The 17,863-nt window shown below is 40.1% G+C and carries 16 protein-coding genes; 4 read left to right on the plus strand and 12 right to left on the minus strand.

The genetic code is table 11. The features are described 5' to 3' along the window. Positions 1-81: 81 nt before the first annotated feature. The 3 genes from I5J82_RS08555 to I5J82_RS08565 all read left to right on the plus strand — a co-directional run bounded on the left by I5J82_RS08555 (position 82) and on the right by I5J82_RS08565 (position 3,331). Positions 82-1,038, plus strand: coding sequence for a helix-turn-helix transcriptional regulator (locus I5J82_RS08555; protein WP_198767511.1), 957 nt, complete (start codon positions 82-84; stop codon positions 1,036-1,038). Between the two features lie 251 nt (positions 1,039-1,289). After that, positions 1,290-2,534 (plus strand): beta-ketoacyl-ACP synthase II, encoded by a 1,245-nt coding sequence (gene fabF / locus I5J82_RS08560; protein WP_198767512.1) that lies wholly within the window; start codon positions 1,290-1,292, stop codon positions 2,532-2,534. A gap of 119 nt (positions 2,535-2,653) precedes the next feature. After that, positions 2,654-3,331, plus strand: a complete 678-nt coding sequence (locus I5J82_RS08565) for a CPBP family intramembrane glutamic endopeptidase (RefSeq protein WP_332873644.1) — start codon at positions 2,654-2,656, stop codon at positions 3,329-3,331. Positions 3,332-3,466: 135 nt separating this feature from the next. Here I5J82_RS08565 and I5J82_RS08570 read toward each other — a convergent pair whose 3' ends face one another. The 12 genes from I5J82_RS08570 to I5J82_RS08625 form a co-directional block, all read right to left on the minus strand. After that, complete coding sequence (locus I5J82_RS08570) at positions 3,467-5,731, minus strand: FkbM family methyltransferase (RefSeq protein WP_198767513.1); 2,265 nt, start codon at positions 5,729-5,731, stop codon at positions 3,467-3,469. Beyond that, positions 5,728-6,813 (minus strand): tetratricopeptide repeat-containing glycosyltransferase family 2 protein, encoded by a 1,086-nt coding sequence (locus I5J82_RS08575; RefSeq protein ID WP_198767514.1) that lies wholly within the window; start codon positions 6,811-6,813, stop codon positions 5,728-5,730. Before I5J82_RS08575 ends, I5J82_RS08570 begins: the two co-directional genes overlap by 4 nt. Positions 6,814-6,823: 10 nt before the next feature. Then, positions 6,824-9,076 (minus strand): collagen-like domain-containing protein, encoded by a 2,253-nt coding sequence (locus tag I5J82_RS20530; protein WP_198767515.1) that lies wholly within the window; start codon positions 9,074-9,076, stop codon positions 6,824-6,826. A 740-nt stretch (positions 9,077-9,816) separates the two neighbouring features. Beyond that, complete coding sequence (locus I5J82_RS08585) at positions 9,817-10,428, minus strand: hypothetical protein (RefSeq protein WP_198767516.1); 612 nt, start codon at positions 10,426-10,428, stop codon at positions 9,817-9,819. A 726-nt stretch (positions 10,429-11,154) separates the two neighbouring features. Then, positions 11,155-11,571 (minus strand): SMI1/KNR4 family protein, encoded by a 417-nt coding sequence (locus I5J82_RS08590; protein ID WP_198767517.1) that lies wholly within the window; start codon positions 11,569-11,571, stop codon positions 11,155-11,157. Between the two features lie 229 nt (positions 11,572-11,800). Next, complete coding sequence (locus tag I5J82_RS08595; protein ID WP_198767518.1) at positions 11,801-12,700, minus strand: alpha/beta fold hydrolase; 900 nt, start codon at positions 12,698-12,700, stop codon at positions 11,801-11,803. Between the two features lie 245 nt (positions 12,701-12,945). Beyond that, positions 12,946-13,794 carry a tryptophan 2,3-dioxygenase gene (gene kynA, locus I5J82_RS08600; protein WP_198767519.1) on the minus strand — a complete coding sequence of 283 codons (849 nt, stop codon included), beginning with the start codon at positions 13,792-13,794 and terminating at the stop codon, positions 12,946-12,948. 138 nt (positions 13,795-13,932) lie between these two features. Beyond that, entirely contained in the window at positions 13,933-14,121 is a 189-nt protein-coding gene (locus tag I5J82_RS08605) for an alpha/beta-type small acid-soluble spore protein (RefSeq protein ID WP_066395381.1), read from the minus strand. 126 nt (positions 14,122-14,247) lie between these two features. Then, on the minus strand, positions 14,248-14,436 hold the full coding sequence (locus tag I5J82_RS08610; protein ID WP_198767520.1) for a hypothetical protein: 189 nt from the start codon (positions 14,434-14,436) through the stop codon (positions 14,248-14,250). 65 nt (positions 14,437-14,501) lie between these two features. After that, the gene (locus I5J82_RS08615; protein ID WP_198767521.1) at positions 14,502-15,128 is read right to left on the minus strand and encodes a phosphatase PAP2 family protein; all 627 of its coding nucleotides are present in this window, start codon (positions 15,126-15,128) and stop codon (positions 14,502-14,504) included. A 259-nt stretch (positions 15,129-15,387) separates the two neighbouring features. After that, positions 15,388-16,311 carry an oxygen-dependent tRNA uridine(34) hydroxylase TrhO gene (gene trhO / locus I5J82_RS08620; protein WP_198767522.1) on the minus strand — a complete coding sequence of 308 codons (924 nt, stop codon included), beginning with the start codon at positions 16,309-16,311 and terminating at the stop codon, positions 15,388-15,390. Positions 16,312-16,401: 90 nt separating this feature from the next. After that, on the minus strand, positions 16,402-16,890 hold the full coding sequence (locus I5J82_RS08625; RefSeq protein WP_198767523.1) for an ankyrin repeat domain-containing protein: 489 nt from the start codon (positions 16,888-16,890) through the stop codon (positions 16,402-16,404). A 177-nt stretch (positions 16,891-17,067) separates the two neighbouring features. Here I5J82_RS08625 and I5J82_RS08630 point away from each other — a divergent pair, with 177 nt between their 5' ends. Then, positions 17,068-17,847 carry a LysM peptidoglycan-binding domain-containing protein gene (locus tag I5J82_RS08630; RefSeq protein ID WP_233096435.1) on the plus strand — a complete coding sequence of 260 codons (780 nt, stop codon included), beginning with the start codon at positions 17,068-17,070 and terminating at the stop codon, positions 17,845-17,847. Positions 17,848-17,863: the final 16 nt, after the last annotated feature.

Genomic DNA, 17,863 nt, shown 5'->3' on the forward strand with positions numbered 1-17,863 from the left:
ATTCACTCCTTTTTTGATTTATCTTTATTTTAGCCTTTAAAGTTGACATCCAATGTCATATTAAAAGTTAGGAGTAAACATATGAGAGCAGACCGTTTAATCAGCATCTTATTGCTGCTTCAGAATCATGGAAAGATGACAACAAAAGCGTTAGCTCAAGAATTAGAAGTCACAGAGCGAACCATCCATCGTGACATGGAAGCTTTAAGTGTCGCAGGAATTCCAGTGCTAGCCGAGCGTGGCAAACACGGCGGATGGCGGCTCGTTGATCAGTACAGAACACGATTGACTGGATTAAAAGACAGCGAGCTAAAAACTTTGTTTCTTTCCCCTTCTTTTCAGCTTTTAAGTGATCTAGGGATTACAAAAGATTGGAAAGAAGCCCGACAAAAGCTGTTAGCTGCTCTCCCAAACACACTTCAATCACAAGCTGATCACCTTTGGAATCGCATTCATATTGATACCGATCCATGGAAGCAATCCAGTCAAGAAATTACCGCATTGAGCTTGCTACAACAAGCTCTATGGGAAGAACGAAAAATACGTATTACATACGAAAAAGCAAACAAGGAAACATCTGAGAGAATAGTAGAACCATTAGGACTCGTGGCAAAAGGTCGTACATGGTACCTGATTGCGGTAGCTAATAAAGATATAAAAAATTTCAGGGTATCTCGAATAAAGTATGTAGAATTAACGAATGACTTATTTGCCCGGCCAACTAATTTTCAACTAGCGGATTATTGGACAGAATCGAAACAAAATTTTGTTCAAAGTTTACCTGTATTCGAAGTAGATGTTGAAGCATCTCCAGCTATTATTCAACGGTTATCCTTTAGCGGACGCTTTGCACAAGTTGTGAGTAAGGGTTCACCAAATGAAAACGGATGGTTTCCCGTAAAACTTACTTTTGATACAAAGCAAGAAGCTGCGTCTTATATCATCGGGTTTGGTGATCAGATGAAAATTATTTCTCCCTCCTCATTGATTGATTCAGTCAAGAGGATCGGTGAATCGGTACTATCTCTTTACAAGTGATGACTGTCTCTGGAATGCTTTGGAGTACAAAAAGTTTAACCAAACACAATAAATTAGCTATCGAAAAAGCGCTGTAAGTAAATGAACTGTATCTTTTATTTCTCCTAGAAACTGAATTTCTATAACAAAATATACATTTTTAATTCACCTTACCTTTCACGAAGGAAAACCATTTTTGTTAATTATAGGAAGGTGTTTTGTAAAAAAATGTAGAAATATACAGATATATAGAATATTAAGTTGGTGATAGGATGCGAAGAGTTGTAGTGACAGGTATGGGCGCTATTACACCCCTTGGTAATTCGGTTGAAGAAAGTTGGACGAAATTAATTCATGGTGAGTCTGGGATTGGTTTACTTACTCGTTTTGACTCAACTCATTTTTCTGCAAAAACGGCTGCTGAAGTTAAAGATTTTTGTCTTTCTAACTATATTCAGGTAAACGAGAGACATCGTATGGATCGGTTCACTGAATACGCCGTCGCTTCTTCTATAATGGCCATTCAGGATGCAAACGTGATCCCCGGTAAAACCGTCCATGAAGAACGCGTCGGCGTATCATTCGGAACAGCAATTGGGGGTATTGAAAGTTTTGAAAATACATATAAAGACCTGCAGAACGGTGGGTATCAAAATCTCTATCCCTTTTCTACAACAACGGTTATTTCAAATATGGCAGCGAGCCAAGTCGCGATTGCCATTGGAGCTAAAGGCGTAAATACGTGTGTCGTATTATCCTGTGCTTCCGGTTCAAATGCAATAGGAGATGCCTATCGAGCCATTCAGCGAGGTGATGCAGAAGTGATAGTGGCTGGAGGTTCTGAAGCTTCACTGACTCCTCTTGGAATCGGGGCTTTCTGTGCCATGGGAGCCATATCCACTAATCCTGATCCTAAAAGTGCTTGTAGACCTTTTGATAAGAATAGAGACGGCTTAGTCATGGGAGAAGGTGCAGGTGCAATCGTGCTAGAATCCCTTGATACTGCATTGAGTCGAAAAGCAAAGATTTATGGCGAGATCGTAGGTTATTCAACTGTTTCAGACGCTTATCATATTACGAGCCCCGCTCCAGGCGGTGAAGGAGCGGTTCGAGCGATGACAGGCGCATTATCAGAATCTCGCTTAGCGCTTGAAGACATTGATTATATTAACGCACACGGAACGAGCACCACCTATAATGATAGATTCGAAACAGAAGCCATCAAAAGCTTCTTAAAGAAAAGAGCTTACGACGTTCCGATCAGTTCCACTAAATCTATGACCGGTCACATGATGGGTGCTGCGGGTGCAGTTGAAGCCATTTTTACTCTTCTTGCTATTAAGACGGGAATCATTCCTCCTACTGTAAACTTACATACGAGAGATGAAGTATGCGATTTGGATTATGTACCAAACGAAGCCCGGAAAACCACTATAAAAGCAGCACTTAGTAACGCACTAGGCTTTGGTGGACACAACACTGCCCTACTTTTTCAAAAGTATGAAGCTCGTTTATAAAGGAGAGATTCGTTATACAATTCGTTAGAAATTATGGCCTGTTATTCGTTTACGCAAGTTTGTTTTTTCTTAGTATCATCTTTTTCTCATACAGATGGTACAGCTGGGGAGCATTTTCGGTGTTATCGTTGTTCCTGCTTTATAGAACAAACTTAAAATATCGATCGACCCTATCCCTGTTCATCTTCTTTTTGTTAGGGTTGATTTTGTATATTTTAGGAATGGACTTAATTGCCGAGTGGGGACTTTCCATAGAAACAAAGATTATCTTAAACAGAATTTTACTTTTATTTATCATCCTAGGAGCTGTTATCTCTGTAAAACTTTTTAAACAAAGAGTGAATTTCTTTACTAAGATGCCAGACTGGAACGGTGAGATCGTATTTCCTCATCATACGATAAAAACACTAACCTTTTTGATGTTTGGTTTGCTCGGATCGACGACAATCCTTTTGCCACTCCTATTCATAGAGAATACAAGCTTTACAAGATCATTACTGGTATTTGCATTGATCTTTTCACTGTTCAATGCTGTTCTGGAGGAGTTACTTTGGAGAGGGATATTGTTATCTTTTCTAAGAGAGTACACCTCTACCTTTTATGCTTTTCTCATTACTAGCGTTGGGTTCGGTCTGTTACATCTATCCATCGGAATTCCTCTCATCATGAGTATTCTGTTTTCGTTTGGAGGACTATTTTATGCTTTTGTGGTGTTAAAGACGAATAGTATATACCCTGCTATCGTGTTTCATTTTGTCATAAACATAGGGATGGTTCTTAACGGTTGGATCATGTAATTCTGTCTTGTCTTGTTCTGATTCATGCAGAAACAAAAAACAATCAAATCAAAAAAAAAGAATCACAACCGGATTCGTTGTGATTTCCTCATTTGTCTGTGGAAGGACAAGAGATACTTCAAGCATTCATAATCATTAATTCTTTTCAAATACATCTACGAGTTGTTTAGGAACAAAGACGTAATCATCCATAAAACCTTCAGAGTCATCCACTTCTAGCGGTCCAACTTTTCCCGTCCAAAAATTGATTCTATATATTTTATAGTTTGGAAGAAGTTCCTTAATGTTTATTATGCTGTTCTTTGCATTATTGTGATGTTCTATTGTGATTACAGGTTTAGCGTGTTCGATCAGATGAAGTGCTCCTTGGATGACCTGAAGTTCGTAACCTTGTGTATCAATCTTTATCAAACGGACTTCTTCTTTTATATCACGTGATAAAAATGTATCAAGTGTTATTGTATCCACTTCCACCTCAGTAAAATCAGAACCAATCCCATCATAATATTCAACAGCCGACATTCCACGATTGTAATTCGAATCGTTTTGCATATAGAAATTGATCCTACCATCAACATCTCCAACAGCGAGTGAGTGTGCCTTTAGATTTTGGAATCTGTTCAACTCATTGTTTCTGACCAGTTGTTTGTATATTTTCTGATGAGGTTCAAAACATATACATTCTACGTTCGAGTAAAGACTTGCAGCGTGTAATGCATGGTACCCAATATTCGCCCCTATATCTAAAAAGACCCCACCCTCTCTTAAGAATGTCCCGAGCTTCTTTACAAGATACGGCTCCCAGTTTCCTTGTTTTATAATTGTCTCTTCAATAAATCCGGGAATCTTTAGGTCCATCCTAAACGGATGACCTTCCCCGTTTAACAGTGTAACGATTTGGGATGCACTCGTAGTCTGATTGTGCATCTTGTCTTCCAGCATTTTCTTATTATTATCTAGATGTTCGTAGCTTGGGTGGAGCTTCCTTGCTTCTTCATTATGATCATAAGACTTTTCATAGTTTTTTAATTGATAATAACAAACACAAAGTTGAATGTGTGGCAGCCATGTCCAACAAGAATCGTAATAAAGCATTCCTACCTCTAGTGGCTTATCAAGTTCGGTTGCTTTTGTATACCAAAAGACCGCTTGTTCTAACTGGTTCTGTTGTAAGAACCGATAACCAAGTCGACAACAGATCTCAGCTCGAGGCTTGTCATATTGAAATGATCGGTAACAATATTCTCTTTCTTTCTCATCATTTGAGAGTTGGTGATAGATATCTGCCACTTCATTACAGATGAAAATCTTTATGTCGTCCTCCACTTCAACTGAGTTCAGTAGTTTTTCATAGAGATCTATAGCTTGCTCAAATTCTTTCGTCTTTTTGAAATAGTTTGCAGCTGGAAGGAGGTGTTCAACTATATCCTTTTCTCTATTTCGTTCTTGAGATTTATGAATGACTTTTTGATAGACAGCTAGATATCCCTCTGTCATATGTTCAACTGTAAAATGATCCGAAACATAGTCTCTCAATCGATTTGGCTCAGATTGTAACGCTTCTAAACTCTTAATCATTTCATCGGTAGTCTGACAAACCTGAGAAGGAAAAGATTTTAACACTTCAGAAACAGCACCGTTATCAAGAGCCACAACAGGAGTACCACATGCCATCGCTTCTACCATCACAAGTCCAAACGGTTCTTCCCATGACGTAGGAAAGACAAGACAAGCTGCTTCTTTTAATAGTTTAAGACGATACTCTCCCCCAACTTCTCCTACATATTCCACATTGCTTAGTTTCTTAATTCGAGGTTCGATCTCTGTTTGAAAATATTCGGAATTGAATACAGGTCCTGCTATCTTCATACGCCTTTTTGTACGCTCAGCTATGTCTAGAGCATGATGAATACCTTTATGAGCACTTATAACGCCTAGAAAAAGTAAATAGTCTTCCTTTATCGGCTGAAAAGGATACTCATTTAAATCAATTCCGTTATAAACAAAATACCCATAGCCTTTTCCCACATGTTCAAGCGCTCGTTTACTGAGATATATAGGATGTTCAATTTCATTGTTCAAGCTATCATGGATGGTGCAGACAGTTGGTACTGACAGTTTCAACCTCCCGATCACTGAAAGGTGTGTGTGATCATGAATGACATCCACTTCGTCAGGCAAAGTTTCCTTTACATAAACCGCAATATGTTCAGGTCTTCCCGCTTCATGATGATAGGGAATTAACTGAGCACTTGTCTGGCTACCTTCTCTTGCATACAAATAAACGTCATGGCCTTGTCTTACACTTTCTTCGACAAGGGCATGAATCATCCGTTCGATTCCTCCATAGTTTAGCGGCGGTACAGGATAAAAGTCAGGCGCAACATGCACGATTCTCATATCTTCACCTCAATCTTGTGCTTCTCTTCGAGCAATTTTTTATTGTGAAGGACATGTTCATCACTAGGACGATGTTTACGTGCTTGTTCGTTATGTTCATAAGACTTCTCAAACTCTCCAAGATGATAGTAACAAATACATAGTTGCAGGTGAGGAAACCATGACCAGTAGGCTTCTTGTATAAAACCCAAATGGTCTTCAGGCTTTTTTAGTTCAATCGCTTGCTTAAACCAAAATCGGGCTTGGTCATATTTTTGCTGTTTTAAAAATAATGAACCGAGGCGACAGCACAACTCCGCTCTTGGTGGATCATAATCGAATGATTTCATGGCCACTCGAAATGCATCATCAAACTTGTCCGTCATCATATAAATTCCGCTCAAGCGGTAACAAGCCGAGATAATATCTTCACTCCATCCGTTTTTTTCTTTTATAAATTTTTCATAGATGATTGAAGCTTTCTCGTACTGTTGATTGTCCATCAATTCGTTTCCATAGTAGTATAAATCACGAGGAGAGAAAGTCTCTCCTCGTGTAACTCTATTCTCAAAGATAGCTAGATTACGTCCAGAGTGGCCATGTGTTCTCGTATGTGTGACCACAATATCTGAATGCTTGATGTTACCACTCACATTCAAATATTCATGAACGGGACCGACCCATTGAAAATTTTTACTTCGTTTGACGAGCCGATTTCGTCTAAGACTCGTTGTCACGTTTCCAAATTCATCAAACGCGTAGTTATATAACATCGTTACAGAATCGATCGAATCTACTAACTCTTTCTTTAAACTTACTAGTTTTGCTTGATCTTCTTTTAACAGAAGATCATCCGCATCAAACCAAAGGATGTAGTCCTTTGTCGCTTGAGCGAAAGCGAAATTACGAGCTGCTGAAAAATCATAGATCCAGTGGAAATCATAAACAAGAGAAGTAAAAGATCTCGCAATCTTCTTCGTATGATCTGTTGAGCCCGTATCTACGATGATGATCTCATCTACCACTGAAGAGATTGATTCTAAGCATTTTCCAAGTGTGCTTTCTTCGTTTTTTACAATCATACAAAGACTGATGCTACACATAACAATCCTCCTAAATTCCAGTGTTTAAGAATACTGTGTAAGCAGCGCTATTTGCGGCTATAGGGTTTGCGTATAAAGAGATAGCATCTGTTCTCGACACAACATTCCCCGCTATGATAGTCGTCCAGCTAACTGAACCAGGACCCACTACGTAAGGACTTCCATTCGAAACAAAAATAGGTTGTGCCCCTACATCTGTTGGACGTATTGAGAAGATAAGTGTTCCTGAAGTCACTGCAGTTATATTCAAAGTGATCCTTGAAATTATATTTCCCGCAGCAGGAACAACCGCGTTATTTATGACATCAAAACAGATTTCATAGATGTATGTTCCAACAGGTATATTATTCGAGTTAAGTGCAGCTGAAAAACTTACAACAGAGCCTGATCCTCCTGTGACATACGGAATTGCTTGTGACAAGGCTCCCGGAGAACCCGCTAGACGCTGAAATCCATTATTAGCTCCCGTGAACGTGATGGGTTTGGTTGAACCAGTCGCCGCTGGCCCTGTGGCACCAGTCGCTCCTGTAGGTCCTGTTGGACCGGTAGCCCCAAGTGCACCAGTAGGTCCCGTTGGACCTGTTGAACCTTGAGTTCCTGTAGGACCCGTCGCACCTTGTTGACCGATTGGGCCTTGAGCTCCTTGGGGACCCGTCGGACCGGTTGGACCTGTTGGACCCAAATCCCCCGTTGGACCTCGGTCCCCTGTTGGACCTTGAGCTCCTTGGGGGCCGGTTGGTCCCAGATCTCCGGTTGGTCCCAGGTCTCCAGTTGGACCTTGGGCTCCTTGGGGACCGGTTGGTCCCAGATCTCCGGTTGGACCTCGGTCTCCCGTTGGACCTAGCGCTCCTTGGGGACCGGTTGGTCCTTGAGGACCGGTCGGACCCTGCTGACCAATCGGACCTGTTGGACCTATATCACCCGTTGGACCGGTTAAACCGGTCGGTCCTATCACGCCTGTTGGGCCGGTAACTCCAGTCGCTCCTTGGGGACCAAGTGCACCCGTTGCACCCTGTGGACCTTCAGCGCCTGTTGGACCTTGTGCACCAGTTGCTCCTTGTGGGCCGGTCGCTCCTTGAATACCAGCTATTCCTTGTGGACCAGTTGGCCCTGTTACACCTTCACCTGTTGGACCGGTTGGACCGGTCGGACCAATTTCTCCCGTTGGGCCAGGTGGACCTCCCGACGGACCTGTTGGACCCGTTGGACCTGTTGGACCTCCTGCTGGTCCCGTTGGACCAGTCGGTCCGGTTTCACCCGTACCTCCTTGTGTGCCATCGGTTCCTGCAGGACCTGTTGGGCCGGTTATTCCAATTCCAGGTGCACCCGTGGCTCCCGTTGGACCGAGAGCACCTGTTGCTCCCTGGGGTCCCGTCGCTCCTTGCGGTCCTGATTCACCGGTTGGACCTGTTGGACCTGCTATACCTTGCGCTCCAATTGGACCTTGTTGTCCTTGAGGACCAATAAGCCCCTGATCTCCTTGAGGTCCTTGTTGGCCGGTTGGACCCTGTGCACCTAAAGGCCCCGTTGGACCAAGAGGGCCAGTGGGTCCAACATGTCCAGTTGGACCCAGGTCTCCGGTTGGGCCTTGTAATCCTTGTGGACCGGTAGGACCTGGGTCTCCGGTAGGGCCGAGGTCTCCAGTCGGACCTTGAAAACCTTGAGGACCTGTTGGACCAAGATCTCCAGTTGGACCAAGGTCACCGGTAGGGCCTTGTAATCCTTGTGGACCAATAGCACCTTGAGGACCTGTTGGCCCTGTTAATCCGATTGAACCTGTTGGTCCTTGTTGCCCGATTGGACCTGTAGCCCCTACCGGTCCCTGTGTTCCCTGTATTCCTTGTGGTCCTGTCGGTCCTGTTGGGCCTGTTGGACCAGTCGGACCCGTCGGACCTCCTGAAGGTCCTGGTGGGCCAGTCGGACCCGTTGGACCTATTATAGGAAAGTAATTGGCACAGAAATCATTTGATTCGTCTAACTTTGATTCCTGAATCTCTTTAATCTGCTTAGAAAGACTTGTAGGGATAAGCGCTTCCCAAAACAGACCGGTATACCGATAAAAAGTTTTCGTGTTTATATCTAGAAACAAACTTCCTATTTCTGCTTTAATCGGCCGATCAATTAACTTACCTTCCTGTATAAAGGGTGCTCCTCCCCCGTTAATAACATAATTATCGGTAAGACCATTTAATGGTTGGGTTAATTCATCTGAGAAAACCTTACTCTTACCAGAACCCCCATTCTTACGCTTCTTCGATGTCATAATAAAACCTCCAGTAGGGTGCTAATGCTTCTATAAAAATATTCATTTATACTGCGTTTTATACACTGAAGATTCGACTAATTGTACCCGTTAAGCTCACATAAAAAGGAGTTTATAAACAAAATGTGAAGAAAGAATGACCGGAAGAAAGGGTATCGGTTCCCCGATACCCTAACATTTCATATTTTAGTTGTTTTATTTAAAAGCATATTTATAGAGTGTTCTAAAGTAAATAAGAAGAAGAATGAAAATCATTAAAACCGGAAAAAGAATTTCGCCTTCTGATGGAACAAGTTTAAATTTCTTTCTTGAATCTGATATTACAATTACACCTGTGTAAATAATGTCAAAAACAAAGAATCCCTTCCAAAAGATCTTATGGAAAATGTTCTTTTTGTACACATATCCATAGATTCCCAAGAGGCCTATCACCGTGATTATGGGGTTAATGAGGTCCTTAAAGCTCTTTATATCGAGCCAAAGAAAGTTGTACGTGGAGAGCAGTAAGAATAACCAAAAGTAAACCTTCAAATAGCACCTCTCTCTTGTGTTCTTTGATGCTTATTTTATTGTATAGGTTCTGCTCCAATTTTGTTCATCTGTTTAAATAAATGTGCATTTAACTAATAATTCTCTTCTGTTTCTCAAGTGTTATATTTTGTTGGATTGTCTAATGCACAAACACTTCTATAAAGTTTTTCACAAAAGATATTCCGACAGAAATATCCCCTTCTTACCATTTACCTTAGAGGATATATCACCTGTACATCTTTCTCTCTCATGAGAGATTCATAATACCAATAATTGTGATCAGCTCCATGAATACAAAGAATTCTTTTACCTTTATGCTTTCTAATCGATTGTTTTACTCTTGCAGTCATTATGAAATGTCTAGCGTTCCATTCAATATTTTGAACATCAGGATTTATGGTATGTAACCAAGCATACATTTCTTTGGTAACAGCGTCGTATTCAAACGAGTTAAATGGAATGTTCGCTTTATTCCATAACAAAAGCTGTTTTTCATTCCAACGATGTAATTCATTCTCTAATCTTCTCTTAACTTCGGAATCGTACCTATCAAAAGGACCTTCTTCAAAGACATCCTCTTCAAACCAATTTACGGGAACAAACTCAATTCCCTTCTCTTCACACAAAGGAAATATCAATCTAGGATATTCGTTTTGTGTTTCTCCTAAAATTCCACCAGGATCTCTTTCATTTAAGTATAGCTCCCAGCTTAGTGGATGAACTTCTCCACAGATCACATCAGGATTAAATTCTGTAATCAATTGTTTGACAAGCGACAAAGGGTAGTTATACTTTCTCTGCAATTCTTCATCATGAGTCATACCTAAAATACCAACAGTAGTAACAATAATAGTCACCTCCTAATAATTTTAGTAGTATTAAATAGTAAATTTTTGGTAATGCGAAATAAAAATGAGGTGATTTTTCTGAACAGCATGACTACGGGATTTGTATGTACATTAGCTGGATTTACCTTTCTAATGGTAACCTTTACTCTCTCTGAGCCATTTTTATTATGGGCATGTTTACTAGGAGCAAGCATTATTGTAAATGTAGTAGCAACTGCCCTATTTTTTAAAACTATGAAAACAACAAAATAAGATGCTGATCCATAATGACCTTAAGTTTAAGGTCACTTTTCTTTAACAATAAATTAGAGCACTCGTTTTTTCCTACGGAGTAACAAGAATGGTAAACCTAACACAAAGTACAATACACCTGGAAAGAACACTAACAAAGGAAATCGGAAATCGAACCCCATTAAATTAGAGACGGGTACATTTTCTACGTAAAGATATCCTCCTAATAGAAAAATACTTAATTTGAATAGAGCTAATAAAAATACAGTTAAATTCGACTTGTTCTTACTAAAGATATCTGAGTACATGAAAATAAATACACACATAAGAAATAGGGCATACATAAAAGAAAACAGCAAAAAACTACAGCCGAATATACCTGCACATAGAATGATATAGAAAGCGATTAAGCTAACTTTCATAGAATTCCTTCCTCATTAGTATTTTGATCTCGAATGGTTTATCCACTTAAATATCAAAGTATGCATTTAAGAATTCATAAAAAGTTAACCATGTAGGATCTAATTCTCCACGTAACAGCTTTTCATCCCCACCCTCAAAATCAACTGTAAAAACATGATCAGTTAACGTGTCAAGAACGAGTACAGCGTTTGCACTCATTTCACTTAGAACCAAATATTGTTTCGTAAAATTGTGTTCAACTCGAGCACTTCGAGTGTGGGACTCAATTTCTGTTATATCAAGAAGTTCAAAGGCTACACTCTCTTCCCAAAAAGGTCCTTCATACCTGTTATAAAACCATTTGAACGTATTTGAGGGATTTGATTCTAACCTTACTAAACTATCTTGCACTTGATTTTTATCAGTGCGTTTATAGAGATCATCATGAAGGATTATCTCTAATGAATTGAATAGATTATTCACACTTACCATCTCCCTATTGGTCCTAGCTCTTTTTAAGTGTATATTCCGATGAGTTTTAGCCGTGTAAGAATATCGGTTTTTCCAATTTAATCTGTTTACATAAGTTAACCTAACCAGTTATTGTTATATGCAATAAATCCTAGAAGAGCACCGATACAACCACCAAAAACTAGAGCTGCTATCTGTCTTTTCATTTTGTTTTTTATCCTTTCGTTAATCCTTCGAAATTTTATGTATAATACGAATTCGATTGTATTTCTTTAAATTTCACTAATATGGACTTCCATACCTCTTCGCTTTCTGTTAAGAAATGTCCAGCTTCTTCTAGATAGTGGGTTTGTACATGAGGGATTTTATTAGCCATGTTTTTCACTTCAATGATAGGTGAAAAAGTATCTTTCTCGCCATGCCAAACGATTACAGGTGTTGTTAGCGCCTCTGCTTTGAACCCCCAATCTTTTGTTAATAATTTGCTTTCTTCCATCACTCCATCTACTCCTTGTCGGTATGCTTCTTTAGAATGCAGCACGCCATTTTCAAGAACGTCTCCATTTTGAAGCATTTTGTTGTCCCATTCTGAGAGATAAGAACCACCTTTTTTTAGATTTTCTATGTATAAATCAGGTTTCTGATCAATTAATTTTTTCTTGGACTTCTCTATCAACTTAAGCAACCACGGAAAGTGATTTGTAAGATAAAAAGCCAAACAATTCTCTTTTGACATGGTTTTAGGAGGTTTACCATTTACAAACGGTGTAGCCGTACAAACTAAAATACAGGTGTCGACCATTTTTGGGAGAGCATACGTAACAGCTGCAGCGAATGCTCCACCTCCCGATACACCTAACACGGAAAACTTTTCTAACTGTAAATGTTCTGCAAGTTCTTCAATATCTTGAGCATAATCAAGTAGTTTGAGCTTATGTTTCTTATCCGATAAACCGTAGCCAGGACGATCAGTAGCAATCAAATAAATGCCTAATTCTTTTGCGATTGGATCATCTTCTGTAAACCACACTCTTGAACCTGGTGTTCCGTGAAATAAGAATAATGGAATTCCTTCTGGATCTCCAAATACGGAATAACCTAACCTTCTTCCGTCAGATAAAACCTTGGTGTTATCATTCATAGCCAATCTCCCTTATCAAAAGCCGTTTTAGAAGTTTGAAAATAAGAGAATACAGTCCTTCTATATCTTCATTTTATCATTCTGGTTTGTAAGTTTAATCCATTTATATGTCTTTTTATGTATTTTTTTGTCATGAGGACTAACTCAAAAAAATAATCGCAACGTTAATACGCTGCGATTCTGAAAAATGGTTATTTATTTGGTTTTGATTTAGGGAAAGTAGCTACTTCCAAAACTCCCTTACTTTATATACTCGTACGCAGATCCCAAAGCTCAGGGAAGAAGCGTTGATCCAACACTTTCTTGAGATAGTTCACCCCAGATGATCCGCCTGTTCCGACTTTGAAGCCAATAATGCGTTCTACCGTTTTCATATGGCGGAATCGCCACTGCTGCAACCAGTCTTCAATATCTACAAGTTTTTCTGCTAATTCATACAAATCCCAATATCTTTCAACGTTTCGGTACACTTCTAGCCAAGCTGCTTCTACTGATGCGTTATATTCATATCGCTTCGTTACATCACGGTTCAGTACTTCCTCGTCGATATAAAGCCCCGCTTTTGCGAGTGCCTGAATGGAAACGTCGTACAGACTTGGTGTATGAAGAGCAGCCGTTAATTGTTCGTGAAGGTCTGCGTCTTTTTTATAGATTTCTAGGATGTGCGGCGTCTTATAGCCGAGAGCAAATTCAATCATGCGGTATTGGTACGATTGAAAGCCTGATGCTTGTCCTAGCTTGTCACGAAACTCCATGTATTCTGCTGGCGTTAAGGTTGAGAGTACATCCCATGATTCGATGATCTGAGATTGAATCTTTGAAACACGTGCGAGCATTTTAAACGCTGAATGAAGATTCCCGCTTTCAATAGAAGCTATCGCCGAACGCGTTTCGTGCAGAATGAGTTTCATCCATAGCTCTGAAACTTGGTGGATAATGATAAACAACATTTCATCGTGATGACCGGAAAGCCTTTTCTGACCGGATAAGATCTTATCTAGGTTCAGATATTCACCATACGTCATTTGGTTGATAAAGTCTGTGTGAAGTCCTTTTTCTGTTTCTTTGCTGTCCAATTTTTTCTGTTCTGTCATTGAAATCCACTCCCCCGACAAATTACTGGTATGTCACCGCTTTCATTATACATGATTGTCGAAGTATCGGATTATTCTCGGACAAAAAAATAAAACCCGGAACGAATTCCGGGTTTCTTCTTACAAGGAGGTTACTGATTAACGAAGTCCGCCTAGCGCTTGTGCTACAAGACGCTTAGTGATTTCGCCACCTACAGATCCGTTTGCACGAGAAGTTGTGTCTGGTCCAAGATGTACTCCGAACTCAGCAGCGATCTCTTGTTTCATTGCGTCAAGAGCTCCTTGTGCTCCAGGAACCACGATTTGGTTGCTGTTATTACGTGCCATGCGATTTCCCTCCTTTGGGATAATATGTACGAAAAACTTATTTGTTTTCCGTTAAATGTAGTATGGGTTAATTCTGAAAACCTATTCATAGAAATATAAATTTTTTCAAAAAAAAACAAGAACTCGTCATAAGTCCTTGTTTTTCAGCTCTTGGCTTAACAAATTTTCTTCTATTAATTGTGCTCTCTTTAACTCTTTTGCAGAATGTTTCTTAAAAAAGACTACCGTTCTCCAAGCAAAAATCGTAAAGAGGGCAAGCGTTATCAAAGCCGGTATGTACTCAAGTTTGTTCTCTGGAAATACGATTGGTAACATATCTTTGCACCCTTTCGGTAAACAATTCCGTCTTATTATACCAAATACGAACAATAATTGATATGTTATACAGCTGTATTTGTGTTGTTTCTGTTAACGCTTTCTACTTGTTTCGCACGTTTGTCTGTGAGTTTGCTAAGAGCAATTGCAAGAACGATGCCGATTGCAAAGCCTGCCAAAATATCAGATGGATAATGAACGCCAACATAAACACGACTCAATCCGAGTAGGAACGGAAGAATCGCACCTGACACTAGGATCCAGCGCTTTTGATACCGTTGATAGAGAAGAACGGCTGCAAATATGTAAAACGTTGTCCCTACCATAGCGTTTCCACTCGGAAAACTGTACCCGTCCTCTTCAAGAAGGCGGAAATCTAGCGGCCGTTCTCTTTGAAACATGGATTTAACTAGCAAGTTCAGACCATAAGAAACCAGAATACTTCCGATCAGTAACAAGCTGTTTCTCCATTGTCTCATTATGAAAAGAACAATTGCACCGAGTAAACAGAGTCCAGCGAGCACTTTGGCATCCCCTACGTGAGTGAAGGCTAGTACGATTTCATTTAACCGATCTCTTCGGAGATTTAAAATAAGCTCTCTCAAACTCGAATCGAAAGTTGTTATGAAACTTGAGCTGTAAAATGAAAGACTGACAAAGATTAACATACATAAACTCAAAGTTATTTTCATTATTATTCCCCCTACATCTCATATTACTTCACGTCATCCAATATTAGGAATAACAATTCGGGGGATTACGGATAAAAATTAATTTACTACGTAATTAAATTATATTACCTCGTATAAAAAATCCGATTACTACGTAATTAATTGAGATTACTACGTAATTCTTTATCTCTGTTTCCCTGAAACGCACATATCATCTATTTTCCTCCTGGAGAGTACACGCATATTTATCAACTGACTCTTCAAAAAGAAAAAGCCCCCCCTACAAAGGAGAACTTTCGCTTTCTGCTTCACATTCTTTTATATAACGGTTCCACGGATGTTCCCTGCATTCTGTGCTGCATGAGCGTTTGTGTTCATGCTCGCACTCTTCACACATCAACAGATGCGCGTTGCATTCTGGATTTCCGCATTTCACATAACGTTCTTCAGGGTTTCCGCAGTGATAACACTTACCCACCACAACCTCTTCCCCTGTTCTGTTAACAGGTACAGAGATCCGCTCATCGAACACATAACACTTACCGTCCCATAGCTTACCTTTGGCGATTTCATCATAGCCGTAAGAGATGATTCCGCCTTCTAGCTGAGAAACGTCCTTGAACCCTTCTTTTACCAAGAAGCCTGAGAATTTCTCACAACGAATACCACCTGTGCAATATGTTAGAACTTTTTTATCTTTATATTGACTGAAGTTCTCTCTCACCCATTGTGGCAGCTCGCGGAATGTTTCTACGTCTGGTCTGATCGCATTCTTGAAATGGCCGAGGTCGTATTCGTATGTGTTACGGGCATCTAAGATCACGACATCTTCTGATTCCATCGCTTCGAGCCATTCTTTTGGGGAAAGATGTTTACCCGTAAGTTCGTTTGGATTCACATCGTCTTCCAAACTTAAATGAACAAGCTCTGGTCGTACGCGAACCTTCATCTTTTTGAAGGCATGTTCGTTTGATCTCTCTATTTTAAAAACGGTATCTGCAAAACGAGAATCATTTTTCATGACCTGCATATAGGATTCGGTTTGCTCTACTGTTCCTGACACGGTTCCGTTGATCCCTTCATTCGCTACAAGGATTCTGCCTTTTAATCCGATCTCCTTACAACGAGCGAGATGTTCTTCTTTAAATGCTTCAGGGTCTTCGATTGTTACGTATTTATAATACAATAATACTTGAAAGTCCATGATTACCACCTACTTATACTTCTTAAAAAACTACCTTACCTATAATAACAAATTATGAGAAAAAGAAAAATACAGGACACGTCCTGTATTTTAGATTTTATTCAGTGTACTGTTTCTCAAAATGTCAGCTGCCTCATGCGCTTCTTCATCTTCAGCCAATTCAAGGGCTGTTTTTCCATCTTCTTTGGCGAGGTAAGGATCTGCTCCTTTTTCAACAAAATAGGCGATCATCTCAGGATCGTTATGCTGAGCGGCTTGATGTAGAATCGTCCAGCCTCCGCTCTGTTTTTCGTTAATATTAGCTCCGTGCGATAGTAAGAGACTCATCATCTCTTGGCGATTTTTCATATTTGCTGCCGCGGCATGAAGCGGTGTGTTCGCCATGTTGTTTCCTGACTTCACATGAACATCAGCTCCTTGATCAAGCAACAGTCTCACAATCTCGATATGTCCAAAATGTGCGGCCAAATGAAGAGGTGACCATCCTTCACTGAGTCCGTTTATGCTTGTTTCTTCGTTTTTCAAAAGTTCCTCAACAACCGTTAAATTCCCATCCATTGCTGCTTGGTGCAGATTCATCGTATCCACCCTTTCTGATAGTTGTTAGACGACTACTTCGACTTCCTGACACGAAAACCCTTTTACATACAATTATTTACAAATTTTTTCTCTGATTCCCAGTTGTTTCGCGGTCAAAATTATGTGAACATTTAAATAGTGAAAGTCGTTGGGGGAACTGAATATACGGGGGATTTTATGCGTTTAAAAATACTATCTTTATCACTGGCTGCTTTTCTCGTGATGACAACTGCAGCACACGCTTCAACACCATATACGGTTCAGCAAAATGACACACTGTGGAAGATCGCACAGCATAAAAATGTAAGCGTATCAAATGTTATCGGAATGAATCGATTGACGAGCCATAGCATCTATACTGGTCAAACGTTATATATTCCATCGTCTTCAAATCTACACAAAGTAGTAATTGGAGAGACTCTTAACAAAATCGCTTCGGCGTCAAATGTTAGTTTATGGGCAATCCAACAGGCAAACCCACAGATCAAAGAGATCAATTGGGTTTATCCTGGACAAGTGATCGAGCTGCCAGCTTCTGTTGCCAAACAACAGCCAGCACCAAAATCCACAGCTCCAGCACAACCTGCAGTCGGTTCAACTGCTACACAGGTTTCACAGCTTGTGAATGCAGAGCGTCAAAAAGCCGGCCTTGCCCCATTAACACTTGATGCTGAACTTAGCAATGTTGCTTTGGCAAAAGCTAAAGACATGATCCAGAATAACTATTTCGATCATAACTCACCTACTTACGGATCTCCGTTTGACATGATGCGAAGCTTTGGAATCGAATACACAGCAGCAGGTGAGAACATTGCACAAGGCCAAACTTCACCACAAGCAGTAATGACAGATTGGATGAATAGTCCTGGTCACCGCCAAAACATTTTAAGCTCTAACTACGACTCCATCGGAGTAGGTTATTTTGAGGGAGCTTGGGTACAACTATTTAAAAAATAAGGATCTTCCGCACGAC

Origin of the sequence: Fictibacillus halophilus (assembly GCF_016401385.1) — a bacterium.
Taxonomy (GTDB): domain Bacteria; phylum Bacillota; class Bacilli; order Bacillales; family Fictibacillaceae; genus Fictibacillus; species Fictibacillus halophilus.

What these genes read in the sequence shown, in the direction of transcription:
- I5J82_RS08555 (WP_198767511.1), top strand. Translation starts at nt 82, where the DNA reads ATGAGAGCAGACCGTTTAATCAGCATCTTATTGCTGCTTCAGAATCAT.
- fabF (WP_198767512.1), top strand. Translation starts at nt 1,290, where the DNA reads ATGCGAAGAGTTGTAGTGACAGGTATGGGCGCTATTACACCCCTTGGT.
- I5J82_RS08570 (WP_198767513.1), bottom strand. Translation starts at nt 5,731, where the DNA reads ATGAGAATCGTGCATGTTGCGCCTGACTTTTATCCTGTACCGCCGCTA.
- I5J82_RS08575 (WP_198767514.1), bottom strand. Translation starts at nt 6,813, where the DNA reads ATGTGTAGCATCAGTCTTTGTATGATTGTAAAAAACGAAGAAAGCACA.
- I5J82_RS20530 (WP_198767515.1), bottom strand. Translation starts at nt 9,076, where the DNA reads ATGACATCGAAGAAGCGTAAGAATGGGGGTTCTGGTAAGAGTAAGGTT.
- I5J82_RS08585 (WP_198767516.1), bottom strand. Translation starts at nt 10,428, where the DNA reads ATGACTCATGATGAAGAATTGCAGAGAAAGTATAACTACCCTTTGTCG.
- I5J82_RS08595 (WP_198767518.1), bottom strand. Translation starts at nt 12,700, where the DNA reads ATGAATGATAACACCAAGGTTTTATCTGACGGAAGAAGGTTAGGTTAT.
- kynA (WP_198767519.1), bottom strand. Translation starts at nt 13,794, where the DNA reads ATGACAGAACAGAAAAAATTGGACAGCAAAGAAACAGAAAAAGGACTT.
- I5J82_RS08605 (WP_066395381.1), bottom strand. Translation starts at nt 14,121, where the DNA reads ATGGCACGTAATAACAGCAACCAAATCGTGGTTCCTGGAGCACAAGGA.
- I5J82_RS08610 (WP_198767520.1), bottom strand. Translation starts at nt 14,436, where the DNA reads ATGTTACCAATCGTATTTCCAGAGAACAAACTTGAGTACATACCGGCT.
- I5J82_RS08615 (WP_198767521.1), bottom strand. Translation starts at nt 15,128, where the DNA reads ATGAAAATAACTTTGAGTTTATGTATGTTAATCTTTGTCAGTCTTTCA.
- trhO (WP_198767522.1), bottom strand. Translation starts at nt 16,311, where the DNA reads ATGGACTTTCAAGTATTATTGTATTATAAATACGTAACAATCGAAGAC.
- I5J82_RS08625 (WP_198767523.1), bottom strand. Translation starts at nt 16,890, where the DNA reads ATGAATCTGCACCAAGCAGCAATGGATGGGAATTTAACGGTTGTTGAG.
- I5J82_RS08630 (WP_233096435.1), top strand. Translation starts at nt 17,068, where the DNA reads ATGCGTTTAAAAATACTATCTTTATCACTGGCTGCTTTTCTCGTGATG.